Origin of the sequence: Bacillus sp. A260, from assembly GCF_009861435.1 — a bacterium.
GTDB lineage: Bacteria > Bacillota > Bacilli > Bacillales > Bacillaceae_G > Bacillus_A > Bacillus_A cereus.
Genome location: NZ_CP046398.1, coordinates 3,397,743 through 3,411,578 on the forward strand (window position 1 = coordinate 3,397,743; position 13,836 = coordinate 3,411,578).

Here is a 13,836-nt window from a genome sequence, read left to right on the forward strand (position 1 = left end):
GTAAATTTTCTAAATATTTATTTTTTTATTATAGTAACTTGCTGTTTTAACTACTATATGAATTATCCCCCGTCTACTATATGTAAACATCCCTTCCCTTATTCCAATCTATTACTACGTTCTATATTTTTCTTATTAGCATGAGGTCTCTTACTATCATTCATCTGTCTTACTACTTACTGACCTCTCTATTTTCCTCCGATAGAACCTTCCTAATTACCTACCCGATTCTCAATAGGCTAACGAGATTTATTCCCTTATGCATACTAAAAAGCATTTCAAAAGCAGCTCAGCCACTTTTGAAATGCTTTCACTTTATTTTTTTCCGCCATCCTCAGTTACATACGCCCACTTAAAGCTATATTCTGGACTGATGTTATGTTTCACAATTCCTTTTACATTCGGTTTCATTACGTACGATCTTCCTGTTTGATATAAAGGAACTAACCCTGCATCTTCTTCAAGGAATAACTTTTCAGCTTTCCCTAACGTTTCCCAGCGTTTTTTCGCATCACTCATTAATTCATTACCTGCTTTTCCTACCATTTCATCGTATTTTGGATTTGAATAACTCATTTGGTTGTACGGGCTCTTCGATTCAAACATATCAATAAATGTCATTGGATCCGCATAGTCTGGACTCCAACCTGCATAAGAAATTTCATAATCTTGCGCAGTTTCTAATTTTAATTTTTGTTTGAACGGCTGAATTTTTGTATTAATCGTTACACCTTTTAAATTTTTCTCAATTTGATCTTTTACATAGTCAGCAATCTTTTTCGCAGTTCCATCATCATAACTTAGCAATTCAATTGTAACTTGATCTTTTCCAAGTTCTTTTTTCGCCTCTTCCCACGCTGCTGCTCCTTTTTTCGGATTATATTTCAGACCATTTTTAAATGTATCTTGATAATCTTTACCATCTGGCCCTGTCGCAAGTCCTTTTGGAACCAATTGATCTGTTGCTTTCGATCCATTATTTAAAATTACATTTGCCAATCCTTTTTTATCAACCGATAATGCAATTGCTTCACGTAGTTTTTTGCTCTTTAAAGGCGTATCTTGTCCGTTACGTTTTTGATTTAAACGTAAGAAGAATGTACTTGATTCCGCATACTCACCATATTCTTCTTTGTTCGATTTATATTTATCTACAAACTCTCCTGATAGTAATGTAAAATCAATTGATCCTGTATCATATAAGTTTACTTTAGTTGCAACCTCTTTTACTACACTATAGTTAATTTCTTCTAATTTCACAGTCTTTTTATCCCAGTACTTATCATTTTTCTTCAGCTGCCAACCTTGTTCATGTTTCCATGAAGACATAACGAATGGACCGTTATACACAGTTGTATCTGCTTCTAAACCGTACTTATCACCTTTTTCTTTTACGAATTTTTCATTTAATGGATAGTATGATGGGAATGCTAATAAATTTAAGAAATAAGGTACCGGTTTTTCTAATTCTACTTCTAGCGTGTAATCATCTACCGCCTTCGCTCCTAATTCAGTTACAGGTTTTTCTCCTTTATTAATCGCTTCTGCATTTTTAATATAGTAAGCAATAAATGCATATTCTGCCGCAGTATTCTTATCAAGTAAGCGCTGCCATGCGAAAACGAAATCTTTCGCTGTTACAGGATCACCATTTGACCATTTTGCATCTTTTCGCAGTTTAAACGTATACTTTTTACCATCTTCACTTTTCGTACTAGACTCTGCAGCAGCAGGAATTGGCTTATTATCTTTATCAAGGCGATATAGGCCTTCCATCGTGTTCCCTAAAATTTGCGCACCTAATGTATCAGTAGATTTAGAAGTATCCATCGTCGGAATTTCTTGGTTTTCCGTACGATTTAATACTTGTTTCGCTGCATATTTAATATCAGATTTTTTTTCTTCCCCACTATTTGATGTAGTAGTCGTTTTCTTTTCCCCACCTGACCCAGAACATGCTGTCAATGCAACACTCATCGCTAAAACTGGTACCACAACTGCCGTTAACTTTTTCATCTTTTTTCTCTTCATTTTTGTACCCTCCCTAATTATATGTACATTACCAACCCTTGAGAGACCCCTTACTAAAGATTTATTTTTATGAAAATTACAACTAATGCTATTCTACTCTTTTTTTCGCATTTGTAAATAGTTTAATTTTAAATATTCTGACTTTTTATTTTAGTAGGATTTATCCCCCATCTACTATATGTACATACTATACACCTTATTCTCCTCTATTTAACCATACTAAAAATTAGTATTTTAAGCTCACAAAAAAGCATTTAAAGATAGCTAAGCCACTTTTAAATGCTTTTTCAACTCTATTATTTTTCAGTCACATATGCCCACTTAAAGCTAAATTCTGGACTGATATTATGTTTTACTACTCCCTTTACATTTGGTTGTAAAACATAAGAATCTCCACGTTGATATAAAGGTACAATCGCTACATCTTCTTCAAGTAATGTTTTTTCAGCTTTTCCTAACTCTTCCCAACGTTTTTTCGCATCGCTCATTAATTCTGTTCCAGCTTTTTTCACCATGCCATCATATTTAGGGTCAGAGAAGCTCATTTGGTTATGAGAATGTCCAGTCTCAAACATATCTAAGAACGTCATTGGATCTGCATAATCCGGATTCCATCCGCCATACGAAATATCATATTGTTGTTCAGTTTCTAATTTTAGTTTTTGCTTAAATGGTTGAAGTTTAATATTAACTGTTACACCTTTTAGGTTTTTCTCAATCTGATCTTTAATATATTCGCCAACTTTTTTCGCATTACCAGTATCGTAGTTTAAGAATTCAATCGTAACTTGATCTTTTCCAAGTTCTTTTTTCGCTTCTTCCCAAGCTGCAGCAGCTTTTTTAGGATTTGGTTTCAAACCGTTTTTAAATGTTTCTTGGAAATCTTTACCGTCCGGTCCAGTTGCTAACCCTTTTGGTACTAAGAAGTCAGCTTCTTTTGATCCATCATTTAAAATTACATTTGCTAAATTCTTTTTATCAATTGATAGCGCAATTGCTTCACGTAATTTTTTGCTCTTTAATGGCGTGTCTTGTCCATCACGTTTTTGGTTCATACGAATGAAATACGTACTCACTTGTGAATATGTGCCAAATTCATCTTTCTTGCTTCTATATTTATCAACGAACTCTCCATTTAATAAAGCAAAGTCAACTTGACCGCTATCATATAGATTGACTAAAGTCGCAGCCTCTTTAACAACACTAAAGTTAACTTCTTCCAGTTTCACAGTCTTTTTATCCCAATATTGATCATTTTTCTTTAATTGCCATCCTTGTTCATGCTTCCAATCTTTAAGAACGAACGGTCCATTATAGACAGTTGTATCAGACTCTAAACCGAACTTCTCGCCCTTTTCTTTTACGAACTTTTCGTTTAATGGATAATATGATGGGAATGCTACTAAGTTTAAGAAGTACGGTACTGCTTGCTCTAACTCAACTTCAAGCGTAAGATCATCTACTGCTTTTACTCCTAATTCAGTTACAGGTTTTTCTCCTTTATTTACTACTTCTGCATTTTTAATCGGGAATGCGATAAATGCATACTCAGCAGCTGTTTTTGGATCTAATAGACGTTGCCAAGCGTATACGAAATCTTTCGCAGTTACTGGATCTCCATTTGACCATTTTGCATCTTTGCGTAGTTTGAACGTATATTTTTTACCATCTTCACTTTTCGTGCTAGATTCTGCTGCTGCTGGAATCGGCTTATTGTCTTTATCAAGACGATATAACCCTTCCATCGTATTACCTAGCATTTGTGAAGATACTGTATCAGTTGATTTTGAAGAGTCCATCGTCGGAATCTCTTGTGTTACTGTTCGATTTAACACTTGTTTTGCTGCTAATTTTTCCCCTGATTTACTATCTCCACTAGAGCTAGAATTTGTGCTTGTCTTCTTATCTCCACCTGATGTAGAACATGCTGTTAACGCCATGCTCATTGCTAAAACCGGTGCTACAACTGCTGTTAGTTTTTTCATTTGTTTCTTTTTCATTTTGTACCCTCCCTAATTCTTAACGATAGCTATTAAAGAATTTTCTGATAATTCTGTTTTTCTCTATATATTTATCAGACGATTCTTACTAATTCTTATTCTACTAATTTTTTAATTTTTGTAAAGTATTATTATTGAAAATTTTTAAAAAATTATTTTTTTACAGTAATATTCATAAAAATTCCATATTTTGTTCAAACCTTATTTCGCATTCATACACATTCGTTGTTTTAATCACTTTCATCTCATTTACCACTTGAATACTTGTTAATTATTACTAATAAATAATGCATATATCTAAAAACATCTTTTCTACAAAAATAAAAAAGTCAGCAAAGCTGACTTTTTACCCGACCATTTTTTCTCTTTTCATTTCCTCTACTACTCTCGTATACTTCTCATCATCAAATTCATTTTCACTTTTCGCAACAACTACAGTTGCAATACCGTTACCAATTAAATTAACGATAGCACGTGCTTCTGACATGAAACGATCTACACCAAGTAATAACGCTAAACCTTCTAATGGGATAACATTCATTGCAGATAGAGTAGATGCTAGTACAATGAATCCCCCGCCGGTTACTGCTGCTGCTCCTTTAGATGTAACTAACAAAATAGCTATTATAGTTAATTGTTGACCTAGTGAAAGATCGACGTGAAAAACTTGCGCTAAAAATATAGTAGCCATCGATAAATAAATTGTTGTTCCATCTAAGTTAAAAGAATAGCCTGTTGGAATGACTAAACCTACTACCGGTTTCGAACACCCGAAGTCTTCCATCTTTGTCATCATCCGCGGCAGTACTGATTCTGACGATGATGTCCCGAGAACAATAAGTAATTCTTCTTTAATATACGCTAAATATTTCCACAAACTAAATTTATACAATTTACAAATAAAATTTAAAACAATAAAAACAAATAATGCCATTGTCGCATATACACAAATCATTAATTTACCAAGTGGTATGAGCGTGCTTAAACCATACTTCCCAATTGTAAATGCCATCCCACCGAATGCTCCAACCGGTGCTAATTTCATTACAATTGATAAAATGTTAAAAAATACTTTCGATAATCTTTCAAAAAAGTCAATAACCGGTTGTCCATTTTTTCCTAACATCGTTAACCCTGCTCCGAATAAAATGGAGAAGAACAGAACTTGTAAAATATCACCTTTGGCAAATGCTTCAAACATGTTAGACGGCACGATATGTAAAAAGAAATCCATCCATTTCATTTCTTGCCCACTTTGTACATATTGTGAAACATCTCCGCCTTTTAGTTTTGAGGGATCTAATCCATCTCCTGGACGTACAACATTCGCTACGATGATACCAATAATTAAAGCCGCTGTTGTAACAATTTCAAAATATAATAGTGCCTTCCCACCAACACGGCCTACCTTTTTCATACTTCCCATACTTGCAATACCGAGCACAATTGTTAAAAAGATAATCGGTGCAATAACCATTTTAATCATATTGATGAATGTTTCACCAATTGGCTTCATTTGTTGTCCAACACTCGGCCAAATTGCCCCTACTGCAATACCACAAATAATGGCCACAATAACTTGGAATGTTAAATTCTTTACGATTCTCATTTTTGATACTCCCCTGTATTTTCATTTCTCCCATACTATTTCAATAATTGCTAATGATATATTCTATGTAATAGCCCCCTGTTATTTAACTTAAACTATAACTTTATGTTACACTATTATCTTAAATTTGAAAATAGTATATAATATTTACGAATAAAAGACATACTATTTAACATAATAAAAAAGCAGACATTACATCTGCTTTAATTCTCCTCAATCTGTTTTTCACTTAATCCTAGATGTGTTCTAAGAGTATTACTCAAACTCTGTAGATCTTTTTTATTAGGATTATAATAATATACACGTTGCCCGTTTGGGCCATTAGGTAAGTATAAATCATCACCAGCTAATTGTATTTTTTCAACTGAACCGTTTAAACCGTATTTATAAAAAGATAAAATATCATCCATTACTAAATTTGTTTTAAAATCATCATCAACCGCCTCAACTATTTTTTCTAGCTTCGTAACCGATCCTACACTTTTTAATTTACTTAAAATCGCTTCAATAACAAGTTGTTGGCGCTGTCCTCTCATTGCATCACTATCAATATGGCGCGTTCTTGCTAGTGCAAGTGCTTCTTCCCCATTTAATTTTTGTAATCCTTTTTTCAAATGAATCGCATCAGGTTCATCTTTACTATTTTGCTCCGTAAATTCAACTGGGACATCCACTTCAATACCATCTAACCCATCAACAATTTTAGTAAAGGAACCAAAATTAAATTTCACAAAATAATCAACAGGCACCTGTAACAATTTTTCTACCGCTTCCACAGAAGCTTGCGGTCCTCCATCTTTACCATTTTTAACGAAACCACTTCCATATGCATGGGTTATTTTATCTTTTTTCTTTTCAACTGGAACATATGTATATGTATCACGTGGTATGCTCGTTAATTTCACTGTTTTATCGTCTTTATTAAAAGTCGCTAACAATAATGCATCTGTATGAAATGCACCATTATATTCCTTTTGTCGTTCTTGATTTTCATCAATTCCCATAATTAAAAGTGAAACATGATTTGCAATTGGTTTTACAGATTTCTCACGTAAATTGGATTTTTCACCTCGTGCTAAATTCAAATTAGATTTTTGTACAAGACTAGAAGTTTTCATATATACATAGGCTCCATAGCCAATTCCACCAAATAGTAATACCGCCAATAGTAAACTTATTATCTTTTTCTTTTTATATTTTTGCTTATTTTTCTCTTCTCTTAAAGATGAATGATTCCCCATTTACTCTCCTCCTGTTTCTATTCATCCAATATGTTTTTCATTTTTTCATATTTAGCACTATCCTTTTGAAATATACTTTCTTTCAATCCCTTATCTATTTGTATCCATTCAGTCGTAACTGAATATTGAATCAAGCCTTCTTGAAAACTAAGAAATTTCAACATAATCCCTGTATTTTTCTCCACAACCATTTCGAATTTCCCTCTTAAATTTTCAGAGGTGCTAACAGGCATCTCTATGTTTATAACTCCTTCAATTTTGTAGCAATCTAATCCAAGATATTTCGTTTCTTTATAATTCCAATCTTTATATCGAATTAATAAATCTGCGAATTCTGATTGAATACTATATTTAGCTAGCCCTACATATTCATCATCATATCTCTTTTTCTCATCTGATTTTCTCACTAACCTTTCCGTAGGATTTAATTTTAATAGTTCATTGTTTCTTTCTTTCGGGTTCCATTTTGTCTCTTTATAGGTATACTTCTCATCATCAAACTCTTTTTTCTTGCCCTCGTTATATATAATTGTTCGTTTTTTGGCTAGTTTATCTTCTTTCGAAGAGATACCTCTTTGTTTCTCCGTATCAATCGCATACTTATATGTTGTAGCAATTCTTGATGAGCTAGAATATTCCTCAAATTGTCCTGAAATATTTTTAAAATAATCAATAGAATCTAGCATTTTTTGATGAATCTTTTCTTTATCTGGATAATGTACATTCGATTTTATTTCTTCTTCATTTTCATAATCAGAAAACGCTTTTTTCTTTACATATTCAAATACTCCACCATTTTGCGCAAAACTTTGTATAGAAAACTCAGACATAGATACCACTGAAAGTATACAAACCGCTGCACTAATTATCATCATATGAATTTTGTAACTCTTCTTTTTTACCTTAAGATTATGTAGCGTGCTATTAATCTTTTCATTTAACTCTGGAGGTACTATAACATTTTCATCTTTTATTCTCTTTTTTAATTTCTCATCAAATAATTTTTCATTATCCATCCTTTACACCCCCTATTCCATCTTTAATCGTTTTTGTAGTTGTTCCCTCGCACGTGATAATCTTGATTTCACTGTTCCTTTCGGTATTTCTAACAGCTTTGCTATACTCTCTTGATGCATGTCTTCATAGTAATAAAGCACCGTAACAGCTCTTAATTCTTCATGTAACGATTGAATCGCATTACACAAATCTATATCTTCATACTGATCACAAGCACTCATATTGTAATCATTCTCTTCTGTCACAATTACATTTTTATACGCTCTAATAATATTGTTACACTCATTTATTAGTATTCGAATTAACCAAGTTTGAAAAAATTCTTCTTTTTTAAATTTTTTTATATTTTCATAGGCTTTTAAAATTGTTGTCTGTATCGCATCCTCTATATTTGTCTCATCACGTAACATCGCCTTTGCTATTCGATACATCTTCGCTTTTTCTGTATGTATAAGCGCTATAAAGGCTTCATGATCACCTTTTTTCGCTAAAGAAACATCCGTTTCTTCTTTTACAATCATTTTATATAAAGGGATTACTTTCACAATTGCTCCTCCTGTTTCATCCTCACTTCATCACTTCCAATTTAACTTTACATGTATTAGACGTATGAACCTAGAAAAAGGTTCACTTTTTTGAATATTTCTGTAATTAAAAAGATAAATATCCTTTATAAGTGTTATGTGATAAACATACTAGTTTAAATTTACAAATAAAAAAAGCCCACTTTCTCAGTGGACTTTCTACTCTATAACGGTAAATCCCTCTTCCTAAATAATACAATCGCTACGATAAAAATACAAAGCGCTACAGTAGTTAAACCTATACTTATCGGCCATATATTATATGATCCTTCAGCAATTTCTTTCGGACGAAACAGCGTAAATAATGATAGGTTTTTCATCCATTCTAACTTATCACTTAACTTCCCCACCATATCCAATACGAAAAATAAGATAGTTAAACTCGCTGAATAACTTAGTGCTTTTCTTTCGTCATTACATATACAAGAAAAGAAAAATGAATACGCACTAACGACTAAAAATATGAGCCCTCCGACTACATTTATCTTCAAAAATAATTCTTTATTTAAGTTGTTATCTTGTAAAAACCATTCTGCACCTACTAACCCAGCTACATACGTAACAGATACAATAATTAGAAGTCCCAATATGAGAACAGCAGCTTGTGTAATCGCAATTTGCACTCTAGATACAGGTGTTGCTAGCAAGTATGCCATTGCTCCTTTATCTACATGACGAGCAATTAAATGTGTCGCAACTGTTACGCAAAAAATTGTTAAAATGATAATAAACAATAGACTATAGTATTCGCCCGCTAGAAAATCCATTACGTTTTGAATCGGACTTTCCATACCAACGATTTTTTTCACACTATCAGGCATGGCAGCTATTAATTCATTTAGCCCTTTCGCTGATACCATTGACGGGAATATCCAAATTAATAACCACAGATATAAAGCTGCACCAGACGCATAACTCAAAATACTTTTTTGTGTTTCTTTCAAACTAGCTAAAAATAATTGCTTATTCATGCGTTACCCCTTCTTTCTTATCGTAATAATGCATAAATAAATGTTCTAAATCCATCGCTCTCGTTTGAAGTGCCGTTACATTATAGTTTGAAAGTGTTTGTAAAACAGTTTGATAGTTTCCTTGTACAATGATAGATGCCTCTCTACCTTTTACCGCTTCAAATTGCAAATTACACTTTGTAAGGGACTCAATCTCTTCTTGTGATGATACTGTTACATCTATCACCTGTCTTCTCATACTTTGTAAATCGTGAATATTTTCAACCGTTACGAGTCGACCATCTTTAATAATAGCTACTCTGTCACAAGTTCTCTCAATTTCAGTAAAAATATGTGATGACATTAGGATTGTTTTTCCTCTTTGCTTTTCCTCTAATATTAAATCTATAAACACTTGTTGCATAAGTGGATCAAGTCCAGATGTTGGTTCATCTAAAATTAACACCTCTGGATCGTGCATAAATGCAGCGACTATCCCTACTTTTTGCTTCATTCCTTTAGACATTTTGCGAATCGGTGTTTTCACATCAAATTGCAGACGCTCTATCAGTTCATCTCGTCTTTTCGTATCCTTTAATCCACGCATTCCCTGCATTAATTTTAAAAACTCTAATCCATTCATTCCTTCAATAAAAGAAATTTCACCTGGCAAGTAACCAACTTCCCTTTGAATTTTCGCTGCTTCATTCCAACAATCTAATCCAAAAATTGTCGCTTTACCAGCTGTCGGTTTTATAAATCCCATTAAATTACGAATCGTCGTTGATTTTCCGGCACCATTCGGTCCTAAATAACCAAATACTTCTCCCTCTTTTACATCAAATGTAATATGAAACAAACCTTTTCCATTCGAAAACTGTTTTGTGACATCTTGAACTGAAATCATAATTCCACCTCATTTTTTTGAAATATTTAATGTTTGATATTTCAAAATTATTGTACTCCTCATCTTCCATATTCGCAACAACTTTTTGAAATATTTATTAGTCCATATTTCAAAATTATTGTTTTCCATTATTTTTTCTTGTATATTTTAAGTGAGGTGATTGCATTGAACGGCTTTGAAAGAGTAAAAGAAAAGAAAAAGCGTGCCATTAAAGAAGCAGCATTCGTATTATTTTCAGAACGTGGATTTAATGAAGTGAAAATAGAACATATCGCAAAAGAAGCAAACGTTTCTCAAGTTACAATTTATAATCATTTCGGAAGTAAAGATGCGTTATTTAGGGAGCTTATACAAGAATTTATCATATCTGAATTTCAATATTATAAAGAGCTTGCAGAAGAAAAATTACCTTTTCATGATATGATGCAAAAAATGATTGTAAGAAAAATGAATACTGGCGGATTATTTCAACCTGATATGTTACTACAAATGATGCAGAGGGACGAAGAACTCCGTAAGTTTATTTATAGTTATCAAAATGAAAAAATCCTACCCTGGTATTTAGAAATATTAGAACAAGCTCAGCGCAAAAACGAAATTAATCCACACCTTACTAAAGAAATGATGTTACTTTACATTCAAATGTTTACAAAATTAGGTGATGAATTTGGAGCACAACTTCTTGAAGGAGATCGGGAAAAACATATAAAAGATATCGTTACGATGTTCTTTTATGGACTGTCCGTCCCAGAAAAATAATTGTTTCTAAAAAACAAATACAATCACCAAAAAGCCCTTTGGATATTTAAATCTCAAGGGCTTTTTCATATCAAATAAATAGCTAAAACTAACTTTATCTTAAAGAAGTTAAATGCTGCTTTATAGATAACACCTTATTATAGATTAACTCTTTTAGCATAACAGGCTGAATTGAAATAATCGTTTCACCGAAATTCAGAAAATAATTTGAAATAAAATCAGATTCTTGCTTGTTAAAATAGCCTGTTATAATGTAATTTTCATTTTCCTTTTGCAACCTCATGGAAGGGTAATTCTCTTTATCAAAAATGTCTTTTCCTTTTTGATTAACAATGACGCTAAAATCAATTGCATCAGACTTTCTGTGAAAGGTAGTAAGATAACTTAATAATTCTTCAAGATTTTTTGGATGAACATTGCTTGTTTCCACAATAGAAAGAATTTTATCACATCTAATTATTTGAACATGATTTGTCTCAAAATTAAAGATTTTAGCATACCACTGGCCAAATTTAGATTCTATTCGAATAAATTGGGCAACCAATGCTTTCTCCTCACCTTTTTTTAAATATGTTAAATGATAAACTTGCTCAGCAAAAATTCCCTGTAAAATTTCTTTTAAGAACGGACTAAAATTACTATGATTTGTTACTTCAAAGGAAAGCGTTCGTTCCATAATTGAAATATTTTTACTCACATTATCAGGTAATACATGTTTAAATTTATTTTCAAGCGCAATACTTTCTACATTAAATGGTTTTGTCTTGTATCCATTTAGCGTAAGAATTGAAAAGTATAACGCATACATTTCATCCACACTAAAATAAATTGGCGATAACACACTATTTTCTATAATTTTATAACTTCCATTTCTACCTAATTCAGAATATATGGGTACACCTATTTCTTCCAATGATTGAATATCTCGCAACGCAGTACTTTTAGAAATATCATATCTAGCCATTAAATCTTTTAAATTAAAATATCTTTTATTATTTAAGAAAATAAGCATGTCATTTATTCGTTCAGTTTTTTTCATATTTCCCTCCCAAAAAGGTATCATGTATTGAAACCTTTTTAATCTATATTATAATTATCAACTAATAAAGGAGTTATATATTTATGACATTAGAGATAGCTATTTTTCTTTCAATGAACGGGCAAGCAAAGGAGGCGATTAACTTTTATACACGTAATTTAGAAGCCAAAAAATTAATGATTGTTACGTATGAAGAACTGGCGAAAAGAGATAGTTCTTTTAAAATTACAAGTGAAAATAAAGATCATATTGCTCACTCTGTTTTACAAATTGGGAATACAAAGCTAATGATAGCAGAAGATACAATGAAGCATAATGAACGTTATAACGTTGGAAATAACATGTCACTTTGCATTCAAAGCGCTAATTTAGAAGAAATACAACGGTTTTATAATAATTTAATTTCCGATAAGCATGTGAAAATAATCTCTCCGCTAGAAAAAAATATATTTAGTGAAGCATATGGTATTATTGAAGATCCTTATGGCATACAAATCCAATTAATGTATGATAAACGACTAAACTAATTAATTAATCATATTCACATATTCCTAATAAAAAAGACACGAATTTCGTGTCTTTTTATTTTATAGAAATGACTCTACCCTTTTCACTACTTTCAATCGCTAATTGAATCATTTTAATAACATCTAAACCTTCTTTTGCTGTTACAGGTAGTTCCTCACCATTTAATATACTATCTCGTACACCTTTATAATAATTGTCATAACAACCGACTTCTGTTGGAATACGCTCTAAGCTTTCTTCTGTTTCTAAAGTAGCAAAATTCTCTTCATCGTCTACTCCATAACCGTTATCACCTGGCTTCATTCCATTTTTTAATTGCTCTTCCTGCGAATCCATACCGTACTTCACGATAGAACCTTTCTCTCCATGCACTATAAAATGTGGTCCAGCTTTTTTCACATAACTACTACTACGTAAAATGACACGTTTAACTCCGTAATGAAGTACTATGTGGAAATAATCATCCACCTCTGCACCTGGTCGTTGTTTTATTACATCTGCACTTATCGCATCTGGTTTCCCGAATATTGATAACGCTTGGTCAATTAAATGCGATCCTAAATCGTATAATATACCGGAGCCTGGTAGATTTTTTTCTCTCCATCGATCACGTACATGTGGACGGAAACGATCAAAATTCGATTCATATGCGTATACATTCCCTACTCTGTTTTCTCCTAACAATTTCTTAATTGTTAAGAAATCATTATCAAAACGACGATTATGATATACGCTTAACATTACATTATGCTGCTCTGCTAATGAAATAAGCTCTTCCCCTTCTTTAATTGAGACAACAAATGGTTTTTCTACAACAACATGCTTACCTTTTAAAATTGCTTCTTTTACATATGGAAAATGAGTTGTATTAGGTGATGTAATAACAACTAAGTCAACATCAGCTCGCTTCACCAATTCATCAATTGTACTAACAACATTAGCGTTTGGTAATGTTTCTTTTACTACCTCTTCTTTTGAGGATAATACAGCACGAATATCATATTCTTCTATTGTTTGTAATAGTGGGATATGAAATGTCGTACTAGAAAAACCAAATCCTACAATCCCTACACCTATTTTTTTCATGTTGCCCCTCCATTTGTCCCGCTTTAACGGGCAGTAAGATTCCTAACTCAAAATTCAGTGAAAGTTAAGGCATTAGGTGAGGAAT

The 13,836-nt window shown here is 32.4% G+C and carries 12 protein-coding genes; 2 read left to right on the forward strand and 10 right to left on the reverse strand.

Features of this window, described 5'->3' with window-relative positions; all coding sequences use genetic code 11:
- Positions 1-315: 315 nt before the first annotated feature.
- From GD442_RS17005 to GD442_RS17040, 8 genes are all read right to left on the reverse strand, one after another.
- A complete protein-coding gene (locus GD442_RS17005; RefSeq protein WP_000823467.1) occupies positions 316-2,031 on the reverse strand; it encodes a peptide ABC transporter substrate-binding protein in 1,716 nt (571 codons plus the stop codon).
- Between the two features lie 296 nt (positions 2,032-2,327).
- The gene (locus GD442_RS17010) at positions 2,328-4,031 is read right to left on the reverse strand and encodes a peptide ABC transporter substrate-binding protein (RefSeq protein ID WP_000730167.1); all 1,704 of its coding nucleotides are present in this window, start codon (positions 4,029-4,031) and stop codon (positions 2,328-2,330) included.
- Between the two features lie 346 nt (positions 4,032-4,377).
- Positions 4,378-5,640 (reverse strand): dicarboxylate/amino acid:cation symporter, encoded by a 1,263-nt coding sequence (locus tag GD442_RS17015; protein ID WP_001223629.1) that lies wholly within the window; start codon positions 5,638-5,640, stop codon positions 4,378-4,380.
- Positions 5,641-5,843: 203 nt separating this feature from the next.
- Positions 5,844-6,881, reverse strand: a complete 1,038-nt coding sequence (locus GD442_RS17020; RefSeq protein WP_000526727.1) for an LCP family protein — start codon at positions 6,879-6,881, stop codon at positions 5,844-5,846.
- Between the two features lie 17 nt (positions 6,882-6,898).
- Positions 6,899-7,897, reverse strand: coding sequence for a hypothetical protein (locus GD442_RS17025; protein ID WP_000368251.1), 999 nt, complete (start codon positions 7,895-7,897; stop codon positions 6,899-6,901).
- A 12-nt stretch (positions 7,898-7,909) separates the two neighbouring features.
- Positions 7,910-8,443 carry an RNA polymerase sigma factor gene (locus GD442_RS17030; protein ID WP_000864728.1) on the reverse strand — a complete coding sequence of 178 codons (534 nt, stop codon included), beginning with the start codon at positions 8,441-8,443 and terminating at the stop codon, positions 7,910-7,912.
- A 203-nt stretch (positions 8,444-8,646) separates the two neighbouring features.
- Positions 8,647-9,453, reverse strand: coding sequence for an ABC transporter permease subunit (locus tag GD442_RS17035; protein ID WP_001041429.1), 807 nt, complete (start codon positions 9,451-9,453; stop codon positions 8,647-8,649).
- Complete coding sequence (locus GD442_RS17040) at positions 9,446-10,339, reverse strand: ABC transporter ATP-binding protein (RefSeq protein ID WP_000626569.1); 894 nt, start codon at positions 10,337-10,339, stop codon at positions 9,446-9,448. The genes GD442_RS17035 and GD442_RS17040 overlap by 8 nt, the downstream gene beginning before the upstream one ends.
- A 156-nt stretch (positions 10,340-10,495) precedes the next feature.
- Here GD442_RS17040 and GD442_RS17045 point away from each other — a divergent pair, with 156 nt between their 5' ends.
- A complete protein-coding gene (locus GD442_RS17045) occupies positions 10,496-11,098 on the forward strand; it encodes a TetR/AcrR family transcriptional regulator (RefSeq protein ID WP_002041614.1) in 603 nt (200 codons plus the stop codon).
- A gap of 94 nt (positions 11,099-11,192) precedes the next feature.
- On the opposite strand, the gene GD442_RS17050 is transcribed toward GD442_RS17045, so the two are convergent.
- On the reverse strand, positions 11,193-12,161 hold the full coding sequence (locus GD442_RS17050; protein ID WP_002041615.1) for a helix-turn-helix transcriptional regulator: 969 nt from the start codon (positions 12,159-12,161) through the stop codon (positions 11,193-11,195).
- 59 nt (positions 12,162-12,220) lie between these two features.
- Here GD442_RS17050 and GD442_RS17055 point away from each other — a divergent pair, with 59 nt between their 5' ends.
- Positions 12,221-12,664 (forward strand): VOC family protein, encoded by a 444-nt coding sequence (locus GD442_RS17055; RefSeq protein WP_000171342.1) that lies wholly within the window; start codon positions 12,221-12,223, stop codon positions 12,662-12,664.
- Between the two features lie 55 nt (positions 12,665-12,719).
- Here GD442_RS17055 and GD442_RS17060 read toward each other — a convergent pair whose 3' ends face one another.
- Entirely contained in the window at positions 12,720-13,751 is a 1,032-nt protein-coding gene (locus GD442_RS17060) for an oxidoreductase (RefSeq protein WP_000719764.1), read from the reverse strand.
- Positions 13,752-13,836: the final 85 nt, after the last annotated feature.